Raw genomic sequence first — 21,683 nt, 5'->3', positions numbered from 1 at the left:
CTAGGGAGGGCGGCGCCGGGCGGCGCCCGTCCCGTAGGGTCAGCCCAGGGCCTGCCGCTCCGGCCAGAGCGTGGCGGACTCGAGGGCGGCCAGGCCGCCGGCGACGGCGGTGGCCTCTTGCGTGAAGAGGTGTCCGAGGACGCGCGACGCGCAGAGTCGGAGGGTCTGGGCGCGGTCGAGTCCGAACCAGTCCATGATCGTGTCGATGCCGTGGGGGCTCAGTCGCCAGACCTTGTCGGCGTCCTTGACGAGGGCGTCCTCGATCGAAAGGGCCTCCCGCCGCGAGTCGTGCCCGTCGATGATCCGGGTAATCCGGTCGCGGGTGTCGGGTGGGCAGCCGACCTGGTCGAGGATGTCGCGGGCCAGGCGGGCTCCCTCGCGCTCGTGGAGCAGCACGAGGTCCCGGTCGCCCCCACCAGGGGCGATGGCCGAGAGTACGTCGTCGGCGGGGACCTGCGACCACCCGATGTCGTGGAGCAGGATCGCCGGGAGGACGACCCGGGCGTCGGCCTCCGGGTGGGCCGCGAGCAGCGACCGGGCGAGGGCGTACGCGTAGAGCGTGTGGGCGTCGTTGTCCCGGACCGCCAGCAGGGGAGCCGCGAGCCGCCACGCCCCCGCGTCGTCGGGCTCGAGGATCTGCGGGCCTGGCGCAGCAGCGGGCACGTGGTCTGCGACGTCCTGGCCATAGAGGTTTGATGCCGGCTCCATTTTCGTCATGGCCCCAGCGTCCCGCCTTCGACGGGGTGCGCCAAGCGGAGTTTCAAAAGGGCGGCTCATCGTCGGGTGGCGGATCTGCCGGGTCCGGTGCTGGGGGCGGTTCCGCGGGAAGGGCACGCGCGGCCACCTGGCGTCTGAGGTCGTCGAGGTGCATGGCCCAGATGCGGTCCTCATGGGGATTCGGGTACCGCGGGGGCAGGGGGCCAGCCGGCTCTGGTGGGGGTGGCGGTCCCTGCATGGCCCAGGGGATCTCGGGGGCCGTGGTGTGGCGGCGTCCGGTGACGGTGGTGAATTCGATGGCACCGTTGCCAAGCGGCCGGGAGTGCAGCAAGCCGCCCGTGTCCAACGCATGGTGGCGCCGGCAGTCCGGGTGGAGGTTATCCAGGCTGGTGTGGCCGCCGGCGGCCCATTCCGTGGCGTGGTCGTTCTCGCGGGCGGGCGTGTTGCATCCGCCGACGCTGCAGGTCGGCTGCCGGGCCTTGAGGACGCGTTCCTGTGCGCGGCTCGGCCGATAGCGGGTCCTGCCGTAGCTGGGCCGGGCCAACGCCCGGGGCGGTGCGTGGAGACGGTCCCAGGCAGGCGGCGGCGGGCCTCCTGGAGCCATTCCCGTCCCCCTCACGCCGAGGGGCGCGCGGAGGGCCGCGCGAAGGGCCTCGCGTTCGGCTTCGGTGGGTCGGTACTTCGTGGCGGCCATCCCGATGATGGTGCGGCCGTCGGCGCCCGTGTAGAGCCTGTCCCAGGTCGCGGCGGAAGCGGCGAGGCGCAGTGCCGTCGCGGTGTCGATGGGACCGTGGCCGACCAGGTGTGCCCCTGCCGTCGGGTCGGGGCCTCCCATCGGTGGGAGGGCGTCGCCAGGGGCGGCCTCGAGGATGTCTTCCTCGTCGTCTCCGTCCGTGCGGCCACCACCGTCCGCGGCCGCCCCGGGGCGTACTGGCGTGGCCAGGGCGCTTCCGGATCCGTGCGGGAGGGCCTCCGGGGTGTGCCCCGGTGCCTGCGCCTTCTTATCGTCGGCGCTCCCGGCGCTGGAGCTGGCGTTTGCGTCCGCCCCGGCGCTGGAGCTGGCGTTTGCGTCCGGCCCGGCGCTGGAGCTGGCGTTCGCGTCCGGCTCGGCGCTGGACGTGGCGTCCGCGCTCGCGTCGGCGTTCGAGTGCACGTTCGGCTCGGCGCTGGGGCTGGTGTTCGGCTCGGTGCTGCGGGGGGCGGGTGTGCCGGGCAGACAGGTGTGGGGGAGCAGAACCATGACTTCGGCGCGGATGTTCTCCCAAGCGGCCGAGTCCTCGGTCCCCAGCAGGAGCTCCACGAGGACGTCTGTCTTGAGCTGGGCCATGGTGCGGGTTTCGCCAGGTTCGCGTTTCAGGGTGGCCGCAATGTGCGCGAGGCGGTCGGCGACAGCGATGCCGTATTCGGCCGGGATCTGGGCGAAGAGTTCACTCATGCCCTCCTCGCCGGGGGAGATGACGACGACCCGGTCGGCCCGGTTGCGCCTGGCGCGTTCGGCAGCGGTGCCGGGGCCGAGCCGGTGGCGGAGGTCTTTGGATTTGCGGCGCAGCGTGGCCGGCGTGGTGGTCGGAGCGGCGGTGAGGAGCTCGCCCTCGAGCCAGGCCCGGCGCAGGGCGTTGTGGGCCAGTTCCGTGGAGACTGCGCGGAGGTAGGCCTCTCGGTCCGCTTCGCTGGCGTCCACGGCGGGCAAGTCGGGCATCTCTGGCTGGACGTCCTGGCAGGCCTCGACGATGGTGCGGGCGTGCTGGCCGGAGATTTCCCCGGTCGAGAGGGCGGCCAGCGTGGCGGCCCTTTCGTGGTGGAGCTCAAGGGCTTCGTCGATGCGGTTGCAGACCGTGCGTTCGGACAGGTGCAACGCTTGCGACAGGGTGAAGGCCAACGCGGTCTCGCTCCAGCTCGCCCAAGCGGGGGTGGGGCCACCGAGGTCGCAGCGGAGCCGGGCTGCGTTGTCCGCGTCTGCGGCCTGGTTTCCCGAGAGGTCGGCTAGTTCGGTGATCTCGCGGTGGTACTCGGTGCCCATGGCGGTGGCGGCGCGGGCAAGGACCACGTGGCTATCGGCTTCGAGGCCCCTCCGCCGTGCCTCGAGGGCCATCGACAGGGCCTCGGCCTCGGACAGGGACAGGTCCGCCTCGGGGGCAAGCCATAGCCGTCCATCGACGAATCCGGCCCGGGACGAATCCACGCCGGGGACCGGGACCAGATCCACCGGAGCGTCGGGGCCCGGGGTGGGCGGAGTGAAATCGTGCACCTGGATCTGGGCGGCGGGCTCTGCGGGACTGCCTGGCGCCGCCGGGGCTTGTGCGTCCGATCCGCTGGCGGGTTTATCTGCGCCGGTGGCGGGCGCGTCTGGACCACTGACGGGCGTGTCCGTGCCGCTGGCGGGTGCGCCAGGGGCGCAGGGCGGGTGCGCGGCAGCAGGCGAGGAAGCGGGCCGTGCCTCCGACGCCCCGCGACCGACCGCGTCGTCGCTGCCGCGCCCCGGTGCGCGGCCCTCGTCCAGATCCATGCCCCCAATATTAGAAGAGATGTACGACACATTGGCTCGACAGAATGGGAATGTGGAAAGAAATTCCGACTTAATCGGAGCGTGTAGTGCCGCCGTGGCTGGGCTGGCGTTGTCGCCTCTGCGGAGTGTCGGCGGGCTTCTGCCCGCGCCAATGGGTTGGGATGGGTCGGTGTCCGCGCGGGGGGCGCCGGCGCACCCATGCCTGCGCCGGGGGCGCCGGCGCACCCATGCCCGTGCCCGCGCCGGGGGGTGCCGGCGCACCCATGCCCCCAGCGGTGGGCCGCCGGCGGGTTCCGTCCGACGCCGGTGCGCGGCAGGCGTACCCATGCCCGCACCCGACGGATGGCCGGTGGGCCAGGGTCGCGTCCATGGGCGGCTGGCGACCCATGCCCCGCACTGCTGGCGGCCGTCGGGCGGGGCTTCGGTTACTCCGGGGTATCGGCGGCCGAAGCCCGAAAAGTGGCATGCCTCACGCATACGTTAAATAACAAAACGGTAACGTTCCTCACCCCCCGTGGTACTCGTCGCGGGATCCGCGTGCATCCCGCGCCAGCTTTGGGATGCACGGGGGCCGCTCATGAGCGCGATCGAGGCCGAACTTGAGCCGAAAGCTGTCAAATGCGGGACCCCGGGGGTTGAGATCGAAAATGATCCCGGTACGTTGAAATGGATGGCTGATCAAACAGAAAACGTCCTGTCCGAGCCTATTCTCCGCCAGCCCGAAACGGCTGACGGCCACGCCATGTGGTGCATGGCCAAGGACTCCCAGGTCCTCGACCTGAACTCGTCCTACTCCTACCTGCTGTGGTGCCGCGACTTCGCGGAGACCAGCGTGATCGCCGAACTCGACGGCGAGCCCGTCGGCTTCGTCACCGGCTACAACCGCCCCGACGAGCCCGGCACGCTGATGATCTGGCAGGTCGCCGTGGACTCCGCCGCACGCGGACGCGGTCTCGCCGGCACGATGCTGGACGAGCTCGCGCTGCGCACCGGCGCGAAGGCGCTGGAGACCACCATCACGGACGACAACGCGGCGTCCAACCGCCTGTTTGCCTCGTTCGCCGAGCGCTACGGCGCGGACCACGATGTCACGGCCCTCTTCACCCCGGAGATGTACCCGGACGGCCACGACACGGAGTACCTGCACCGCATCGGCCCGCTCGCGGCCGACCGCGCCGCACGACCGGCCGCGAAGGCCACCGTCGGAGCGAACTAGCCCCGACGCCGCCGTCGTCCCCGGCGCCGCCCCGCGGCGCCCCGGCGCCTCCCGCCCGGGAAAGGGACCGGCACGCAGCCACCACCGCACTTCCACCTTGAGCGCGGAACCACCGGGTTCCGCACCGCCGAAAGGGAACACCATGGACACCACGATTTTCGAAACCCTCGAGTCCGAGGTCCGCGGCTACAGCCGCAGCTGGCCCGCCGTCTTCACGAAGGCCAGCGGCGCGACCCAGACCGCCGAGGACGGCACCGAGTACCTGGACTTCTTCGCCGGGGCCGGCGCCCTGAACTACGGCCACAACAACCCGGCCCTGCAGGCCCCCCTGGTCGAGTACCTCACCAGCGGCGGCGTCGTGCACTCGCTGGACATGATGACCCCGGCCAAGCGCGAGTTCCTCGAGACGTTCCGCGACGTCATCCTCAAGCCGCGCGATCTGGACTACAAGGTCATGTTCCCCGGCCCGACCGGGACGAACACCGTTGAGGCGGCCCTGAAGCTGGCCCGCAAGGTGACCGGCCGCCAGCACATCCTGTCCTTCACGAACGCGTTCCACGGCATGACGCTGGGTTCGCTGTCCGTGACCGGCAACTCGATGAAGCGCAAGGGCGCCGGCATCCCGCTGACCAACAGCTCCAAGATCCCGTACGACGACTACTTCGACGGCGAGACCCCGGACTTCCTGTGGCTCGAGCGCGTGCTCGAGGACTCGGGCTCGGGCGTCGACAAGCCCGCCGCCGTCATCGTCGAGACCGTTCAGGGCGAGGGTGGCCTGCGCGCCGCCCGCGCCGAGTGGCTCCGCGGCCTCGCTGCGCTGTGCAAGCGCCACGACATCCTCCTGATCGTCGACGACGTCCAGGCTGGCTGCGGCCGCACCGGGTCCTTCTTCAGCTTCGAGGAGGCCGGGATCGAGCCGGACATCGTCTGCCTGTCGAAGTCGATCTCCGGCTACGGCCTGCCGATGGCGCTGACCCTGTTCCGCAAGGAGCTCGACGTCTGGTCCCCGGGCGAGCACAACGGCACGTTCCGCGGCCAGAACCCGTCCTTCGTCACGGCCACCGCCGCGCTGAAGAAGTACTGGGCCGACGACACGTTCCAGAACGAGCTGGCCGGCACCATCGCCGAGATGCACCGCCGCCTCGAGGAGATCGCCGCCTCCGTGGAGGGCGCCTCCGTCCGCGGCCGCGGCCTGCTCGCCGGCGTCCGCTTCGAGGACCCGGAGATGGCCGGCAAGGTCGCCGCGGAGTCGTTCGCGAACGGCGTGCTCGTCGAGACGTCCGGCCCCGAGGACGAGGTCCTGAAGGTCATGCCGCCGCTGACCATCACGGCCGAGGAGCTCAAGCGCGGCCTGGACACCATCGCCGAGGCCGTCCGCGCGGTGGCCGGGCAGCCCGCCCTGGCCGGCGTCTAGGACGCCGCCGTCGGATCCCACGCGCCGCGCGCGTGGGGGGCCGACACCGGGCGCCGGGAGGCGCCCCGAAGACAACGGACGACGGCGGGGCCCGCTCCCGCCGTCGCCCGCTGCCCGGGCCGGCCCCGCGAGGGGCCGCTCCGGGCGGGAACGAAACCACCACGACCCAGAGGAGCCGACATGCTCGTTGTGAACCGAGACGACCTGAACGAGACCGAGCGCGACATCCAGTCCGAGACCTGGCGCAGCCGCCGGATGGTGCTGGCCAAGGAGGGCGTGGGCTTCTCCTTCCACGACACCGTCATCTACGCCGGCACCACCTCGACGTTCCACTACGCGAACCACATCGAGGCCGTGTACTGCGTCCAGGGCGAGGGCACCCTCACCAACGAGGTGACCGGCGAGGTGCACGAGCTCAAGGACGGCACCATGTACCTGCTGGACGGGCACGAGAAGCACACGGTCCGCGCCACCACCGAGCTGCGCATGGCCTGCGTGTTCAACCCGCCCGTCACCGGCCGCGAGGTCCACGACGAGAACGGCGTGTACCCGCTCGTGGTCGAGCCCGAGGGCGCGAACGCCTAAGACCACCGGTCCGGCAAGCCCGACCAGCCCCGCCAGGCTGGCCGGGCTTTCGCCGTCCCGGAATGGGCGCCGGCGGCAACGACGCCGCGGCGCAAGGAAAACAACACCGAGGAGGAACGCATGACTGCTGTGGCAGAACAGAACCGAATCGATGCCTACCCGACCCGCGCCGGCCAGGTGCAGGTCATGCCGCGAGAGGACAAGGTGGTCTGGGGGACCGCGGCCGATGGCCCCATGGACCAGGCGACCCTTGACCACTACGAGGCGAAGGGCTATCTCACCATCGACGAGCTGGTCTCCCCGGAGGAGCTCGAGGAGCTCCGGGGCGAGCTGAAGCGGCTCTCGGAGGACCCGACCGTCCGGGCCGACGAGCGCTGCATCGTCGAGGCCAAGAGCCAGGAGGTCCGCTCCGTCTTCGACGTCCACCGGACGTCGGAGGTCTTCAAGAAGATCGCGAACGACCCGCGCGTGGTCGGACGGGCCAAGCAGCTGCTGGGCTCGGACGTCTACATCCACCAGTCCCGCGTGAACTACAAGCCCTCCTTCGAGGGCAAGGACTTCATGTGGCACTCGGACTTCGAGACGTGGCACGCCGAGGACGGCATGCCCCGGATGCGCGCCGTGTCGATCTCGATCTCGCTGACGGACAACTACTCCTTCAACGGCCCGCTGATGATCATGCCGGGCTCCCACAAGGAGTACGTGTCCTGCGACGCCGCCACGCCCGAGGACAACTACAAGAAGTCCCTCGTGATGCAGGGTGCCGGCACGCCGGACAAGGCCACGCTCACCGAGTTCGCCGACCGCTTCGGCATCGACGTGCTCGAGGGCAAGGCCGGCGGGGCGATCATGTTCGACTCGAATTGCATGCACGCCTCCAACGGCAACGTGACGCCGTTCTCGCGGTCGAACATCTTCATCGTGTTCAACTCGGTCGAGAACACGACGCAGGAGCCGTACGCGGCGTCGAAGCCGCGTCCGGAGTTCGCCAGCTCGACGGACTTCACGCCGGCCGGCCAGTAGCGGGGCACGCGACCGGCCTGCCTCGGGCGAGGCCCCCTGGAAGGGGCCCGGAGTAACGGGGTGGCGCGGTCGCGCTCCCGGCGCGCCGCGCGGCGTGGCGCTGGATTTCCCGGCGCCGCGCCCCGCGCGGCAGGGCGCTGAACCGAAGGAAGGGGACGACGGCGGGGCCCACCCGCCGCCGTCCCCTTCCGCGTCCCCGGGCCTCCCGGGCGGGGCGGCGCTATTCCCTGATGCAGATCACCGATCGCGGCCGGCCGTCCGCCGCCTCCGTCATGCCATGCGTGAGGGTCTCGAAGCCGGGGAACAGGGCGTTGCAGCCCTCCTCGAACTTCAGGTACCGCATGATCGTCGAGTTGATGCGCTCGCCGGGCACGAGGAGCGGGATTCCCGGCGGGTAGGGCGTGAGCAGCACGGCGGTGATGCGGCCCTCGAGCTCGTCCAGGGGCACGTGCTCGACGTCGCCGGCCGTCATGGCCCCCCACGCCTGCGTGGGGAGCATCGCCGCGTCCAGGCCGGACGTGTAGATCTCCGTGGCCAGCCTCGCCACGTCGTGGGCCCGATATTCTGCGTGGATCGCCTGGCAGAGGTCCCGCAGGCCCGTCCTCGCATACCGCGGCTGCTCGGCGGCGAGGCCGGGCATCGCCTCGGCCACGGCTGCGTTCGCGTCGTAGGCGTCCTTGAACCGCTGCAGCTCCGAGATCATGGTGTTCCACCGGCCCTTGGTGATGCCGATGGTGAAGAGGATGAAGAACGAGTACAGGCCCGTCTTCTCGACGACGATCCCGTTCTCCGCCAGGTAGCGCGAAACGATCGAGGCCGGGATGCCGGATTCCCCGAACACGCCGTCGACGGTCAGGCCCGGCGTGAGCACGGTGACCTTGATCGGGTCGAGCATGGTGAAGCCCTCGTCGACCGCCTCGAAGCCGTGCCAGTCGTCGGAGCCCGTGAGCTCCCACTCCTCGCGCGCGGCCAGGCCCTCGCGGGCCGGGGTGTCCGGGCCCCAGACGCCGAACCACCAGTCGGCCGGGCGCTCCTCGCCGATGCGGATGATCGCGCGGCGGAACTCCATCGCCTCGGTGATGGCCTCCTCCACGAGGGCGTGCCCGCCGCGGCCCTCCATCATGGCCGCGGAGACGTCGCAGCTCGCGATGATCGCGTACTGGGGGGCTCGTCGACGTGTGCATGAGGAACGACTCGTTGAACACGGTCTGGTCCAGGGCGCGCTCGCGGGACTCCTGGACGAGGATCTGGGAGGCCTGAGACAGGCCGGCCAGGAGCTTGTGGGTGGACTGGGTCGCGTAGACCATGGACCGGCCGGGCCGGGGCCGCCCGCGCCCGATGGCGTGCATCCCCTCGTAGAGTTCGTGGAACGCGGCGTGCGGCAGCCACGCCTCGTCGAAGTGGAGCGCGTCGACGTACCCGTCGAGGACCGACTTGATTTCCTCGGCGTGGTAGATGATGCCGTCGTAGGTGCTCTGCGTCAGGGTGAGGACCTTGGGGCGCTGGGTCTTGTTGCCGATGAAGGGGTTGGCGTCGATCTTCGCCTGGATCGACTCGGGCGTGAATTCGCTGCGCGGGATGGGGCCGATGATGCCGGCAAGATTGCGGGTCGGCGTCAGGAAGATCGGGATGGCGCCCGTCAGGATGATCGCGTGGAGCACCGACTTGTGGCAGTTGCGGTCGACGACGACGATGTCCCCCGCGCCGACCATCGAGTTCCACACGATCTTGTTCGACGTCGACGTGCCGTTGGTGACGAAGTACAGGTGGTCGGCATTGAACGTGCGGGCGGCGCGGCGCTCCGATTCGGCCACCGGCCCCGTGTGGTCGAGCAGCTGGCCGAGCTCCTCGACCGCGTTGCACACGTCGGAGCGCAGGAGATTCTCGCCGAAGAACTGGTGGAACAGCGTGCCGGCCGGGCTTTTCAGGAACGCGGTCCCGCCCGAGTGGCCCGGGCAGTGCCACGAGTACGCGCCGTCCTGCGCGTACTTCATCAGGGCGGAGAAGAACGGAGGGGCCAGCTGGGCCACGTAGTTCGACGCCTCGCGGGCGATCGACCGGGCCACGAACTCCGGGGTGTCCTCAAAGGCGTTGATGAACCCGTGCACGTGGCGCAGGACGTCGCTCGGGATGACCCGCGCCGTCAGCTGTTCGCCGAACAGGAAGAGCGGGACGTGCTCGTTGCGGCTCCGCACCGCCGACACGAAGGACCGGATGTCGTCGACCGCCCGCCGCTCCGTCCCGTCCTGCCCGCGGGGGGCGGCCACCGCGTAGACCATGGCCGAGACCCGGCTGGTCATGGACCCGAACGTCGTGACGTCCTGGGCGTCGGGAACGCGGACCAGGTCGAGCCCCGACTCCTCCAGCGCGGCGGACAGGCCCTTGAGGGCTGCCGGGCCCGCGCCGTCGCCGTCCAGGCCGCTGGACACGATCATGATCGGGAAATCGAGCTTCACTGCTGCTCCTGCTCCTCGGGGGTGCCGCCCACGGGGATGGGCCGGCGTCCATCGTCGCAGTGGCACGGCTCACGCTCTTGGTGGAAGCCGACAACAGGGGCTCTGGCCGGAGGTGGGAACCGACAACAGGCGGCCGGCCGAAGGTGGGAACCGACAAGCGGGACGCCCGCCCGCTCCGGGGCGCGCGGCTACCGGTCCCGGGCCCGAGCGCCCGCCGTGCCGGCGGTCCGCAGTTCGAGCCAGAGGGCGAGTCGCGTGTCCGGGTCCGCAAGGTCGAGCCCGAATTCCTCGGCGGCGCGGCGCACGCGGTAGCGGACGGTGTTCTCGTGCACGCCGAGCGACCGCGCAGCGGCCGCGACGTTCCCCGACGCGTCGAACCACGCCAGTAGGCTCGCCGCAGAGCCGGTGCCGTGGTCGGCATCGTGCCGGAGCAGTCGGGCCAGGGCGCCGCTGCGCGCCCAGGGGGTGGCCGCGAGCGCGGCCCCGGCCGCCCGCAGGGACAGCGTGGCCCGGGACTCGTCCGCGACGGCGACGCCGTCGTCCCCCGCGGGCAGGCCGGCGTCGAGCATCGCGTCCACCTCCGCGCGGCCCGCCGCGAAGCGGGCGACGGTCCCGTCCCCGGAGCCGACGGCGGCGCGGACGCGGTCCCCGACGATGTGGCGGACGCGGGACACCGCCGACCGGGCGAGGCGGGGCAGTTCCTCCGGGTGGCGGGGATGGGCCAGGACATACAGGCGGTGCCCGGCGACCACCACCTGGGCGTGGCTCAGGAAGGCCGCGTAGGCGCGGGCCAGCGTGGACCTGACCTGGTCCATGACGAGGGGCGGCACGTGCTCGGCGTCGAGCCCGAACGCCGTGACCGCCAGGGGCGCGTCCGCCGACAGGCCCAACTCGGCGAGGTCGCCCTCGTCGAGGCCCTGGCCCGAGAGCAGCCGGCGCACGGCCTCGAGGTGCGCCCGCCGGCCGTCGGTGCGCAACTGCAGCGCCTCGACCAGGGCGCCGGCGGCCTCCTGGCCGGCGGCGCGGAGGGCCTCCAGTTGCGCGTCGGGCGCAGCGTCGCCCCCGTCGGTCCGGATGGCCCAGATGGTCCCGAGGTTGATGGTGCCCGAACGGATGGCGACCCCCGCGCGCGGCAGCTGCTCGGGGGAGCCGGGAAAGCAGAGGGCGTCGTCGCTGCGCAGCACCGCCCGGTACCGGTCGTCGTTGAACGGCGACGCCGAGGCGCGCCGCCCGAGGATCCCCTCGACGCGCAGCGGGTCGATGGCCTGTCCGGGGACCGACGAGTAGGCCAGGACGCTGCGCCCGAGATCCTCGACCGCGACGGCGCCGCCGAAGACCTCGGCGAGCGAGTTGGCCAGGTCGTGGAGCGAGCGGGCGGGCCCCGACTGGGGGCGTCCGAGGGAGTCGTGCTCGCCCAGGGCCCGGGCCACCAGGGCGTCCACGTAGCGCCACGGAATGTGCGGGGCGAAGCGCAGGAGCGGGACGCCCGCTGCGGCCGCCAGGCCAGCCAGAGCCGCGGTCGTGTCCGGGGAGGACTTCACGGCGACGGCGCTGCAGCGGGCCGCCGCCGCCCGGCGCAGCAGCTGGTCGAAGCCCCCGTTCGGCGCCGTGCCGAGGGCATCGGCGGACGTGACGTGCAGCAGCAGCCCGGGCGTTTCCGGCGGTTCCGACGCGGTGTCGGCGAACTCCGTTCCCGTGACGACGGGGTAGGCGCCCGGAGGGGCGGCCAGGACCTCGACGGACTCCTCGCCGAGTGCGCCGATGAGCTCGTCGAGGGTCATCGGTGCGCCGCTCGTCGCGACGCCGTTTGGCGAAATCCATGAATCCACGGAGAAAGCCTAAGTGGAATCCACAACCCCGCGTACAGCCCGGCGGGCACGTGGACGACAGCCTCCCTCGCCGTCGTCGTTCCCGGGCGCGCCCCGGCGTTCCCGCCCGCCGGGTTTCTTGGGACAATGGAACGGATGACTTCCACCCAGCCCCGCCCCCAGGACCACGAGCCCGCAGGACCGGGCGCGCCGGCCACCCACGCGGCCGAGGAGCTCCACCCGGCCGACGGCCACCACCGAACCGGGACCTCCAGGCACCACGCCCGACGCCCCGACGCCCCCTCCGCGGGACCGCTGCGCGGCGTCCCCGGGGCGGAGGGCACGCGTCCGGGGGACCGTCCCGCGGCCGGCGCCGCCGGCGAGGCGGCCGCCGTCGGGCGCCCGGGAACCGCCGCCCGCGACGGCCTCGACGCGCGCGCCCGCCGCGAGGGCCGCGCCCAGGTGCGACCGACCCCCGAGGGGTGGAAGCAGGCCATGGGCCCGGACGGGCGCCCGCAACTGCAGTTCGCGCAGCGGCCCCGCGTCACCCAGCCGCCCACGCACCTGGCCGACCTCACGCTGGAGGAGCGGCAGGCCAAGCTCAAGGAGCTCGGGCTGCCCGCGTTCCGGGCCAAGCAGCTCTCCCAGCACTACTTCCGCCGCTACACCACCGACCCCGCCGCCATGACGGACCTTCCCCAGGGGGGCCGGCAGGAGCTCGTCGACGCCCTGTTCCCGACCCTGCTGACCGAGGTCAAGCGGCTCACGACCGACAACGGGGACACCGTCAAGTTCCTGTGGCGGCTCTTCGACGGGTCGCTCGTCGAGTCCGTGCTGATGCGCTACCCCGGCCGGATCACGCTCTGCGTCTCCAGCCAGTGCGGCTGCGGCATGAACTGCCCGTTCTGCGCGACCGGGCAGGCCGGCCTGACCCGCAACATGTCCACCGCCGAGATCCTGGACCAGATCGTGCAGGCCAACCGGGTCATCGCCGAGGGCGGCCTGGGCCCGTCCGCGCGCGAGGACGGCGAGCCCGAGCGCGTCAACAACATCGTCTTCATGGGCATGGGCGAGCCGCTCGCCAACTACAAGCGGGTCATGGCCGCCGTGCACCGCATGGTCGACGAAGCGCCCGAGGGCCTGGGGATGAGCGCCCGCGGCATCACGGTCTCCACGGTCGGGCTGGTCCCGGCGATCCGCAAGCTCGCCGACGAGGACCTGCCGTTCACGTTCGCGCTGTCCCTGCACGCACCCGACGATGAGCTGCGCGACGAGCTGATCCCCGTGAACTCGCGGTGGAAGGTCGACGAGGCCCTCGACGCCGCGCACGAGTACTACCGGCGGACCGGCCGGCGCGTCTCCATTGAGTACGCGCTGATCAAGGACATGAACGACCACGGCTGGCGCGCCGACCTGCTCGCCCGCAAGCTCAACGCACGGGGCCGCGGCTGGGTCCACGTCAACCCCATCCCGCTGAACCCCACGCCGGGATCGATCTGGACGGCGTCCGAGCGGGACGTCACCCGCGACTTCGTCTCGCGCCTCAACGACGCCGGGATCCCGACGACGCTGCGCGACACGCGGGGCAAGGAGATCGACGGCGCCTGCGGGCAGCTCGCCGCCGCCGAGTAGCCGGGGGAGGTCAGCGACGCGCCTGCCGCGGCTCGCGGTCCCCGGCCGGCCGGGAGGGCGCTCCGGCCCCGGACGCCGCGCCGTCCCCGGCCCCCTCGCCGCCCCCGGTGGCGCGGGGACCAGGCTCGGTCTTCGTGAACTTCAGCCCCGCGACGCAGGCGATGATCCCCGCCAGGAAGACGACCTTCAGGGCGGACACGGGCTCGTTCCCGGTGGCCATGGCCCACGCGACGGTGAGGGCGGCGCCCACGCCGGTCCACACCGCGTAGGCCACGCTGATCGGGATGCGCTTGGCGGCCAGGCCGAGGCCCGCCATGCTCAGGACGAGGAAGACGGCGAACGCCGCCGTCGGACCGGGTCGGGTCAGGCCGTTGGACTCGCCCAGGGCGGTGGCCCACACGGCCTCGAAGACGGCGGAAACCAGCAGCAGCGCCCACGCCACGGCTACGCCACCGCCTTGAGGCCGACGACGCAGCCGATCAGGCCGATCAGCAGCAGCGAGCGCACGAGCGTCGCCCGCTCCCGGCCGGAGACGATCGCCCAGAGGACCGTGAGGCCCGCACCGGTCCCGGTCCAGACGGCGTAGGACGTTCCGGTCGGGAGCTCGGCCATCGCGTAGGCCAGCCCGGCCATCGAGACGACGAGCGCCCCGGCGAAGAGCAGGGTGGGCTTCCACTTCCGGAAGCCCTGGGTCGCGCCGAGCGCCGAGGCCCAGACGGCCTCCAGGACGCCGGAGAGAATCAGGACGAGCCATGCCATGGCCAACACCTCCATGGCCCGTCTTGTCGCTGTGCGGGTACGGGTCCCCTCGTCCGCGGGGCCTGTTGCGGCGCCCGGATTAAGGTTCGCACGCGGTTGCGGGGGCGGCAAGGCGCTGTCGGGAACGCCACCGGTCGGCGCCGGCGGGCGGGCCCGGCCGCTCCCGGCCGCGCGGTAGCCTCGAAGTATGGCCGTGTCCGAACCCCTGCGCAGCCTCGCCCCCGAGGCCGTCTTTCTCGCGGGCGCCGGCCGCGCGATCCTGCTGCAGATCGCCCACCCCGCCGTCGGCCGCGGCGTCGCCGAGCACAGCCGGTTCGCCGAGGACCCCATGCGGCGCTTCCACGGCACCCTCAGCTACATCTACGCGCTCACCAACGGCACCGACGAGCAGGCCCAACGCGTCCGCGCCCGGGTCGACCGGGCGCACGCCCCGGTGCGCGGAACGCGCCGGGCGGACCATGGCGCCCATTCCGGCCGTGGCGGGGCGCGGCCGACGCCGACCCGCCCGTCCGCCGCGCAGTCGGAGGCCGCGCCCGCCTACAGCGCCCGCGACCCCAGACTGCAGCGGTGGGTCGCCGCCACGCTCTACGATTCCGCGATGCTGGTCCAACACGCCGTCCTGCCGCCGCTCGCCCCCGGCGAGGCCGATGCGCTGTACCGGCAGTACGCCGTGCTCGGGACGGCCCTGCAGATGCCGGCGGGCCTGTGGCCCGCCGACCGGAGGGACTTCGCCGCCTACTGGGAGCGGGAATCGTCCCGTCTGGCGGTGACGCCCGCGGCCGCGGAGGTCGGGCGCACCCTCCTGCACGCGACCAACGTGCCGGTGTGGGCGCGCGCAGCCCTGCCGCTGGCCCGGCTGCTCACGGCGGGCATGCTCCCGCCCCAGCTGCGGGAGGCCTTCGGGCTTCACTGGTCCCGCGGCCGCGACACGGCCTACCGGGCGGCCATCCGGGGCGCCGCCGCCGTCTTCCCGCGCCTTCCGACGGCGGTGCGGCACGCGCCCATGCGGCACTACCTCGCGAAGATCTAGGGGGCCTCGGCCCCGGCAGGGCCAGCGTCGGCCGCGCCGCCGGTGGGCGCCCCGCCGAAGCCGAGCTCGTTCCCGTCGGGGTCCCGGTAGACGGCCTTGCGCACGCCGTTGCCGTACGTCTCCCGCGTATCGGGCTCGAGCCCGCGCTCGGCGGCGGCGCCGGTGAACGCGTCCAGGTCGTCGAGGAAGACCGTGGCGAGGCCGTGGCCGGCCCTGTCGGGGCGCACCTCGATGTACAGCCAGCCGTGCTCGGCCACTTCCCACACGGCTTCGGACTCGTTCGGCAGGAAGCTGGGGCCCGTCCCGAGCAGGCGCCCGTACCAGTCGAGGGCCCGGTCGTAGTCGCTGACGGGCAGTCCGGCGAACAGGTCGGCAGCCATGGCCCCAGCGTACGGCCCAGTGCCCGCACGCGGTACGTCAGTCCCTGCACGCGGTACGGCTCAGTGCCCGCACGCGGTACGGCTCAGTGCCCGCACGCGGTACGGCTCAGAGCCCGAACGCGTCCGCGTAGCGCACCGTCCCGACCGGAAGCGGGACGCCGCCGCGCAGCCCGAGAGCCATGAAGGCCTCGTCGGGGACGTCCATCGGGGCAGCGATGCCGAACCGCGAGGCCGGGGCGAAGCCGAAGCGCGGGTAGTAGGCGGGGTGGCCGAGGACGACCACCGCGTGCTCGCCCCGCTCCCGGGCCGCGTCCAGCGCGGCGCGGATGGCGGCCGACCCAGCGCCCAACCCCTGCCGGGCCGGGACGACGGCGCACGGCGCCAGGGCGAGGGCCGGGGCGGCACCGACATGGCAGCGGGTCAACAGGCAGTGGCCGACGACGGCGCCGTCGTCCTCGACCACGATCGACAGCCCGGGCACCCACGCGCCGCGGTCCGCGCGGAGGGCGTCGACGAGGTCGGCCTCCGCCCGGGTCGGGAATGCGGCGGCGTTGACCCGGTGGACGGCGTCGACATCGGCGGCGGACTCGGACCGCACGGTCCACTCCGGCATGGCGTTCCTTCCGGTCGGGCGGGGTCCCATCGTCGCACGGGGCTGCGGAGGCGGGGGCCGGTAGGGCGCCCGCTCCCGGGGCTTAGGCTGGTGCGGAACCCGTGGCGCCACGACGCGGCGCCGCACGTCCCAGGAGCCGCCGCAGTGAACCACCGCCTCGCCGTCGCCCGCCGGGCCCAGGTCCCGCCGTTCCAGGTCATGGACATCCTGCAGCGCGTGGCGGAACTGCGGGCCGCCGGCCGCGACGTCGTCTCCCTCTGCGCGGGGGAGCCCGGCGGGGGTGCCCCGGCTCCCGTCTCCGACGCCGCGGCCGCCCTCCACGCCTCGCACGCGCCCCTAACGTACACCCCGGCCCTCGGCCTCCTCGCGCTGCGCGACGCCATCGCCGCCCACTACTCCCGCTGGTACGGGATCGACCTCCCCGCCCGGAACGTCGCCGTCACCACCGGCTCCTCCGGGGCGTTCATGCTCCTCTTCCTGGCCGCGTTCAACCCCGGCGACCGGGTCGCGCTCGCCCGGCCCGGCTACCCCGCGTACCGCAATATCCTCCGGGCCCTCGACGTGGACGTCGTCGAGATCCCCTGCGGCCCCGAGACGCGCTACCAGCCCACTCCCGAGCTGCTCGAGGCAGCGGCCGGAGAGCATGGGCCGCTGGCCGGCCTCGTGCTCGCCTCCCCGGCCAATCCCACCGGGACGATGGCAACGCGCGCGGAGCTCGCCGCGTTGGGGGCCTGGTGCGCCGGTCACGGCGTCCGCCTCGTCAGCGACGAGATCTACCACGGCATCACCTACCCGGCCCCCGGCCAGCCCGACCCCCGCGGGGTCTGCGCCTGGGAGCTGGACCGCTCCGGCGCCGTGGTCTCGAGCTTCTCCAAGTACTGGGGCATGACCGGGTGGCGGATCGGATGGGCCCTCGTGCCGGACGACCTCGTTGCGGCCGTGGATGCGCTCGCCGGCAACGTGGCCCTCTGCCCGCCCGCCCCGGCCCAAATCGCCGCGCTCGAGGCCTTCACCCCGGAGTCCTACGCGCAGGCCGAGCGAGCCGTCGCCGGGTTCGCCGAAACCCGGGCCGCCCTTCTGGACGCGCTGCCCCGCCTCGGATGGGGCGACGCGGCCCCCGCGGACGGCGCGTTCTACCTCTATGCGGACCTCGGCGCCGCCCTGGAGGGCTTCCGCGACTCGGCCGCCTACTGCGCGGCGCTCCTCGAGGCCGAGGGCGTCGCCCTGGTGCCCGGCGCCGACTTCGACGGCGAGGGCGGCCGCCGCGCCGTCCGGCTCAGCTTCGCCGCGGGGGCCGACGCGGTCCGGGAGGCCGTGGAGCGGATCGTCCGGTTCCAGGCGGGCCCGCGGTAGAACGCGGCGGCTGGCAGCCGGTCGGGGAGACCCGCGTCCGCCGCGCATCCCGGTCCTGCCCGCCCGCAGCGGACCCGGCCGTGGCATCCTCGCGCCCGCTCACCGGCGCGGGATCCTGAGCCACAGGCAGCACGGCTGCGTCGAGCCGCGGCGTACGCCGTGGCACACCGGCATGGGCTCAGTGACGAAGTCCCCCTCGGCGTCGACCGCGAAGAACCGCGGGTTCGGCTGGTAGGCGTTCCAGAACACCTCGCATTCGCAGCAACACGCCCCCATCCGCGCCAGCCGCCGGAGCAGGGCCGTGGCCCGGGGCGCGCACAGGTCGCGGTAGCGCGCCGTGAACTCGTGGCCGCGGCACCCGAACTCCAGCATCCGGTAGAGGTAGCAGACCAGACACTCGGCGGCTTTCGGCCGGGTCATCTCGTCCGAGAGCCGCCGCAGCTCGTCCGCGAGGCCGTCAACATCCACCTGGTCCATGCCCTTGCTCCCTTCGCCGGCCGGACGGTCGCCCGGACCTCGAGCATGGCCGCGGTCCGGGCGCCGTGGGGGCGCGGACTCCGCCGTTGTGGACGGCGGGCCGGGCCGCGGGATGGTGGAGGGGAGGTCGGGCCGTGACATCTGTCAGGGCCGTCTCGTGACGGTCTCCCCTGCCGCCGGCGTCCGCGCGCGGGAAGAGTGGAGGCATGAAGCCCACCGCATCCCCCTCCAGCGGCCGCGCCGCGCCGGCCGCTCCCCGGCCGGCCTCGGCCGCACCTCCCGGTCCCCGCCCCGGCGCGGTCGCATCGTCGGGTCCCCGCCCCGGCACGGCCGGATCGGCCGGAGCACGCCCCGGCCCCGCCCTCCGCCTGGACGGTGTCCGCAAGGCGTTCAGGACCGCGCGGGGCCGGGTCGCCGCCGTCGACGGGATCGACCTCTCCGTCCGGCCGGGGGAGATCGTCGCCTTCCTGGGTCCCAACGGAGCCGGCAAGACCACGACGATCGACATGGTCCTGGGGCTCACGCTCCCGGACTCCGGAACGGTCGACGTGCTCGGCACGACCCCGCGCCGGGCCGTCCGGGAGGGCCGCGTTTCGGTCGTCCTGCAGACCGGCGGCCTGCTGCGCGATCTCACGGTCCGTGAGACCGTTCAGGCGATCGCCTCCCTGCACCGCGCCCCGCACCGGGTCGCCGACGTCATGGCGCGCACCGACACCGCCCGGATTGGGGCCCGCCGGGTCTCCAAGTGCTCCGGCGGCGAGCAGCAGCGCCTGAAGTTCGCCCTCGCCCTCCTGCCGGACCCGGACCTGCTGATCCTGGACGAACCCACCGCCGGGATGGACGTGGCGGCGCGGCGCGGGTTCTGGGACGCCATGCGCCAGGACGCCGACGCCGGCCGGACCGTCCTCTTCGCCACGCACTACCTCGAGGAGGCCGAACGGTTCGCCCACCGCACCGTCCTCGTCGTTGGCGGCCGCGTCGCCGCAGACGGCCCCACCGAACGGATCCGCGCCCTCGCCGCCGGCCGGACGCTCGGCGCCACCGTGGACGACCCCGACGCCGTCCTGGCCGCGCTGCGGTCCGACCCCGCCGTCCGCTCCGCCGAACGCGCCGGGGCCCGCCTCGACGTCACCGCCACGGACACGGACCGGATCGCCCGGACCCTGCTCACCGAGCACGGGGCGCGGGACCTGGAGATCTCCGCGCCCAGCCTCGAGAAGGCCTTCATCGACCTGACCTCCCCCGCGCCCGAAGGAGCCCGGCCGTGAACGCGACCTACCTGCGCATCGACCTGGTCCGCCAGCTGCGCGACGTCAGCAACGTCCTGTTCGTGGTCCTCATGCCGCCCCTGATGTACGTCGTCTTCGGGGCGTCCGCCCCGTTCGGCGACGAGCGGTTCGGCGCCGGGAACGTCAAGTTCTACACCATGGCCTCCATGGCCGCGTACGGTGCCGCGCTCGCCGCGACGACCGCCACCGGGGGCGCCGCCGTCGAACAGCTCCAGGGCTGGGGGCGCCAGCTCGGCCTCACCCCGGCCCGGCCGGCCGCCGTCGTGGCCGGGAAGGTCGTGAACGCGCTGGCCATCACGGGCGTGTCCATCCTCGGCGTCTACGCCGTGGGCGCCGCCACGGGGGCCCGCGCCGCCGGGCCGGGCGTCTGGGCCGCGACGTTCGCGCTGACGCTCGCCGGGGCCGCGGCGTTCGCCCTGTTCGGCTACGCCGTCGCGATGCTGTTCAAGAGCGAGTCCGCGCTCGGCGTCGCCACCGGCGTGCTGGTCCTCATGTCCTTCATCGGCAACGTGTTCATGCCGCTGACCGGGGCCATGCTGGACCTGGCCCGGTTCACGCCGATGTACGGCTACGTCGGCCTGCTGCGCTGGCCCCAGCTCGAGGGGGCGCTCGCCAGCGCGGGCGAGGCCCCGGACGCGCTGCCCGCGCTGCTCGCTAATCTGGGGGCATGGATCCTCGTGTTCGGCGCGGCGGCCGTGGCCGGGGTGCGCCGCGGCCGCAGGCGGCAGTGACGCCCCCGGACCGCGGCCTCGCCGGCGCCTGGGCGCGCTTCGGGTGGATCCTCCCCGCGGTGTGGCTCGTCTTCCTGGCCTTCACCGTCCGCTCGGTGCTCGGCTCCGGCCTCCCGGCGGGCGCGACGGCGGCCGCCCTGGCGCTGGTGGGGCTGTTCGCGGCGGTGTACGTCGGCGGCTTCTTCGGCATGGCCCGGTGGGGCGCCCGGCGCGTCCTGGGCCTCCCGTGGAACTGGGCCGGCCTGGCGCTCCTCGGGATCCTCGCCGCGGCCCTGGCGCCGTTCATCGGCCTCGACGCGCTCTTCACCACGCCATTCGTCCTCGCGTACGCCTGCTACCTGCTCCCGCGCCGGGCCATGTGGGCCATCGGGGCGGGAACCATCGCCGGGACGCTGCTGCTCACCGCCGCGGCCGGACGCTTCGCCGAGTACCTGTTCATCGCGGCCATCCAGACCGGCGTGTTCGCCGCCAACGCCGTCCAGCGCGCCCTCATCGACTCGGAGACCCGCGCGCACTCCGCCGCCCGGGAGCTCGCCGTCGTCAGCGAACGGGAGCGCGTCGCCCGCGACGTCCACGACGGCCTCGGCCACACGCTGACGGTCATGTCCCTCAAGGCCGAGCTCGCGGAACGCCTCGTCGGCACCGACCCGGCCCGCGCCCAGGCGGAGCTGGCGGAGCTGCACGGCATGGTCCGCGCCGCGCTCGCCGACGTGCGCGCCACCGTCGGCGGGCTCCGGTCCGTGGACCTGCCCACGCAGGCGCGGGCCCTCGAGCTCGCCCTGCGCGACGCGGGGCTCGACGTCCGCACCGACGGCGACCCCGGCGCCGTCGACCCCGCGCTGCGCCCCGTGCTCGGCTGGATCCTGCGCGAGGCCGGCACCAACGTGCTGCGCCACGCGCATGCCACCTCGTGCAGGCTCAGCTTCGCCGAGCGGCGGATCGCGGTGGAGGACGACGGCGACGGCCTCCCCGTGCCCCACACCCCGGGCAACGGCTTGCGCGGCATGGAGGAGCGGCTCGCGGGCACCGGCGCCCGGCTCACCGTGGGCACGGCCCCCGCCGGCGGGACCCGGGTGGAGGTGGCGTGGTGATCCGCGTCGTGGTCGCCGACGACCAGGCCCTCGTACGCGGCGCGATGGCCGCGCTCCTGAACCTGGAGGCCGACCTCGAGGTCGTGGCGGAGGCGGCCGACGGCGGGGCCGCCGTGGACGCGGCCCGCAGGCACGAGGCGGACGTGTGCCTGCTGGACATCCAGATGCCCGGCGTCGGCGGGATCGAGGCGCTGGCCCGGCTGCGGGCCGAGGCCCCGGGCTGCCGGGCGCTGATGGTCACCACGTTCGGGCGCACCGGCTACCTGCGCCGGGCCCTGGAGGCGGGGGCCAGCGGATTCGTCGTCAAGGACACGCCCGCAGCGCAGCTGGCCGACGCGATCCGGCGCGTGGCCGCCGGGCTGCGCGTCGTGGACCCGCAGCTCGCCGCCGAGTCCCTGGCGGAGGGCACCAGCCCGCTCACCGGACGCGAGCGGGAGGTCCTGGCCCTGGCCCGGGACGGGCTGCCGGTCGCGCGGATCGCGGCCCAAGTGCACCTCTCGCCCGGGACCGTGCGCAACCACCTCTCCAGCGCCATCGGCAAGACCGGGGCGGCGAACCGGATCGAGGCCGCGCGCGTGGCCGCGGACCGGGGGTGGATCTAGG

20 protein-coding genes, 1 pseudogene and 1 riboswitch are annotated in these 21,683 nt (G+C 73.4%); of the genes and pseudogenes, 11 read left to right on the top strand and 10 right to left on the bottom strand.

Translation table 11 applies throughout. The annotated features are described in order from the left end of the window. Positions 1 to 39: 39 nt before the first annotated feature. Both AC1Q5D_RS11125 and AC1Q5D_RS11120 read right to left on the bottom strand, forming a co-directional pair. Complete coding sequence (locus AC1Q5D_RS11125) at positions 40 to 717, bottom strand: HD domain-containing protein (protein WP_481738663.1); 678 nt, start codon at positions 715 to 717, stop codon at positions 40 to 42. A 43-nt stretch (positions 718 to 760) separates the two neighbouring features. Beyond that, a complete protein-coding gene (locus AC1Q5D_RS11120) occupies positions 761 to 2,923 on the bottom strand; it encodes an HNH endonuclease signature motif containing protein (RefSeq protein ID WP_481738662.1) in 2,163 nt (720 codons plus the stop codon). A 970-nt stretch (positions 2,924 to 3,893) separates the two neighbouring features. Between AC1Q5D_RS11120 and ectA the strand changes: the two genes are divergently transcribed. The 4 genes from ectA (at position 3,894) to thpD (ending at position 7,461) form a co-directional block, all read left to right on the top strand. After that, the gene (gene ectA, locus AC1Q5D_RS11115; RefSeq protein WP_481738661.1) at positions 3,894 to 4,439 is read left to right on the top strand and encodes a diaminobutyrate acetyltransferase; all 546 of its coding nucleotides are present in this window, start codon (positions 3,894 to 3,896) and stop codon (positions 4,437 to 4,439) included. 142 nt (positions 4,440 to 4,581) lie between these two features. Further along, on the top strand, positions 4,582 to 5,853 hold the full coding sequence (gene ectB / locus AC1Q5D_RS11110) for a diaminobutyrate--2-oxoglutarate transaminase (RefSeq protein WP_481738660.1): 1,272 nt from the start codon (positions 4,582 to 4,584) through the stop codon (positions 5,851 to 5,853). A 180-nt stretch (positions 5,854 to 6,033) separates the two neighbouring features. Continuing rightward, positions 6,034 to 6,438, top strand: coding sequence for an ectoine synthase (locus tag AC1Q5D_RS11105; RefSeq protein ID WP_481738659.1), 405 nt, complete (start codon positions 6,034 to 6,036; stop codon positions 6,436 to 6,438). Between the two features lie 120 nt (positions 6,439 to 6,558). Then, entirely contained in the window at positions 6,559 to 7,461 is a 903-nt protein-coding gene (gene thpD, locus AC1Q5D_RS11100) for an ectoine hydroxylase (RefSeq protein ID WP_481738658.1), read from the top strand. A 220-nt stretch (positions 7,462 to 7,681) separates the two neighbouring features. Here the strand turns inward: thpD and AC1Q5D_RS11095 are convergent, their stop codons facing one another. The 3 genes and pseudogenes from AC1Q5D_RS11095 to AC1Q5D_RS11085 form a co-directional block, all read right to left on the bottom strand. After that, a complete protein-coding gene (locus tag AC1Q5D_RS11095) occupies positions 7,682 to 8,584 on the bottom strand; it encodes an Orn/Lys/Arg family decarboxylase (protein WP_481738657.1) in 903 nt (300 codons plus the stop codon). A 106-nt stretch (positions 8,585 to 8,690) separates the two neighbouring features. After that, positions 8,691 to 9,896: pseudogene (locus AC1Q5D_RS11090) on the bottom strand (Orn/Lys/Arg decarboxylase N-terminal domain-containing protein); the annotation flags it as partial. A 209-nt stretch (positions 9,897 to 10,105) separates the two neighbouring features. Beyond that, positions 10,106 to 11,746, bottom strand: coding sequence for a PucR family transcriptional regulator (locus AC1Q5D_RS11085; protein ID WP_481738656.1), 1,641 nt, complete (start codon positions 11,744 to 11,746; stop codon positions 10,106 to 10,108). Positions 11,747 to 11,881: 135 nt separating this feature from the next. On the opposite strand from AC1Q5D_RS11085, the gene rlmN reads away from it, so the two are divergent. Beyond that, the gene (gene rlmN / locus AC1Q5D_RS11080) at positions 11,882 to 13,357 is read left to right on the top strand and encodes a dual-specificity RNA methyltransferase RlmN (protein WP_481738655.1); all 1,476 of its coding nucleotides are present in this window, start codon (positions 11,882 to 11,884) and stop codon (positions 13,355 to 13,357) included. Between the two features lie 10 nt (positions 13,358 to 13,367). Here the strand turns inward: rlmN and AC1Q5D_RS11075 are convergent, their stop codons facing one another. Continuing rightward, the gene (locus AC1Q5D_RS11075) at positions 13,368 to 13,799 is read right to left on the bottom strand and encodes a DMT family transporter (RefSeq protein ID WP_481738654.1); all 432 of its coding nucleotides are present in this window, start codon (positions 13,797 to 13,799) and stop codon (positions 13,368 to 13,370) included. A 2-nt stretch (positions 13,800 to 13,801) separates the two neighbouring features. After that, the gene (locus AC1Q5D_RS11070; protein WP_481738653.1) at positions 13,802 to 14,116 is read right to left on the bottom strand and encodes a DMT family transporter; all 315 of its coding nucleotides are present in this window, start codon (positions 14,114 to 14,116) and stop codon (positions 13,802 to 13,804) included. Between the two features lie 12 nt (positions 14,117 to 14,128). After that, a riboswitch (guanidine-III (ykkC-III) riboswitch) is annotated at positions 14,129 to 14,195 on the bottom strand. 108 nt (positions 14,196 to 14,303) lie between these two features. Between AC1Q5D_RS11070 and AC1Q5D_RS11065 the strand changes: the two genes are divergently transcribed. Further along, positions 14,304 to 15,146, top strand: coding sequence for an oxygenase MpaB family protein (locus tag AC1Q5D_RS11065; protein ID WP_481738652.1), 843 nt, complete (start codon positions 14,304 to 14,306; stop codon positions 15,144 to 15,146). Here the strand turns inward: AC1Q5D_RS11065 and AC1Q5D_RS11060 are convergent. Continuing rightward, the gene (locus tag AC1Q5D_RS11060) at positions 15,143 to 15,526 is read right to left on the bottom strand and encodes a VOC family protein (protein ID WP_481738651.1); all 384 of its coding nucleotides are present in this window, start codon (positions 15,524 to 15,526) and stop codon (positions 15,143 to 15,145) included. The two genes, AC1Q5D_RS11065 and AC1Q5D_RS11060, sit on opposite strands and share 4 nt — an antisense overlap. A gap of 106 nt (positions 15,527 to 15,632) precedes the next feature. Then, positions 15,633 to 16,139 carry a GNAT family N-acetyltransferase gene (locus AC1Q5D_RS11055; protein ID WP_481738650.1) on the bottom strand — a complete coding sequence of 169 codons (507 nt, stop codon included), beginning with the start codon at positions 16,137 to 16,139 and terminating at the stop codon, positions 15,633 to 15,635. A gap of 198 nt (positions 16,140 to 16,337) precedes the next feature. On the opposite strand from AC1Q5D_RS11055, the gene AC1Q5D_RS11050 reads away from it, so the two are divergent. After that, positions 16,338 to 17,492 carry a pyridoxal phosphate-dependent aminotransferase gene (locus AC1Q5D_RS11050; protein ID WP_481738697.1) on the top strand — a complete coding sequence of 385 codons (1,155 nt, stop codon included), beginning with the start codon at positions 16,338 to 16,340 and terminating at the stop codon, positions 17,490 to 17,492. A gap of 99 nt (positions 17,493 to 17,591) precedes the next feature. Here AC1Q5D_RS11050 and AC1Q5D_RS11045 read toward each other — a convergent pair whose 3' ends face one another. Further along, a complete protein-coding gene (locus AC1Q5D_RS11045) occupies positions 17,592 to 17,969 on the bottom strand; it encodes a hypothetical protein (protein ID WP_481738649.1) in 378 nt (125 codons plus the stop codon). Between the two features lie 206 nt (positions 17,970 to 18,175). Between AC1Q5D_RS11045 and AC1Q5D_RS11040 the strand changes: the two genes are divergently transcribed. Genes AC1Q5D_RS11040 through AC1Q5D_RS11025 form a run of 4 tightly spaced genes read left to right on the top strand, consistent with a single transcriptional unit; the run spans position 18,176 to position 21,682 of the window. Next, entirely contained in the window at positions 18,176 to 19,237 is a 1,062-nt protein-coding gene (locus AC1Q5D_RS11040; protein WP_481738648.1) for an ABC transporter ATP-binding protein, read from the top strand. Next, positions 19,234 to 19,989 (top strand): ABC transporter permease, encoded by a 756-nt coding sequence (locus AC1Q5D_RS11035; RefSeq protein ID WP_481738647.1) that lies wholly within the window; start codon positions 19,234 to 19,236, stop codon positions 19,987 to 19,989. Before AC1Q5D_RS11040 ends, AC1Q5D_RS11035 begins: the two co-directional genes overlap by 4 nt. Beyond that, a complete protein-coding gene (locus tag AC1Q5D_RS11030; RefSeq protein WP_481738646.1) occupies positions 19,986 to 21,080 on the top strand; it encodes a sensor histidine kinase in 1,095 nt (364 codons plus the stop codon). Before AC1Q5D_RS11035 ends, AC1Q5D_RS11030 begins: the two co-directional genes overlap by 4 nt. Further along, complete coding sequence (locus tag AC1Q5D_RS11025) at positions 21,077 to 21,682, top strand: response regulator transcription factor (protein WP_481738696.1); 606 nt, start codon at positions 21,077 to 21,079, stop codon at positions 21,680 to 21,682. The genes AC1Q5D_RS11030 and AC1Q5D_RS11025 overlap by 4 nt, the downstream gene beginning before the upstream one ends. Position 21,683: the final 1 nt, after the last annotated feature.

It is taken from the genome of Arthrobacter paludis (assembly GCF_056782315.1).
This window is presented reverse-complemented; position numbering and strand designations above follow the sequence as displayed.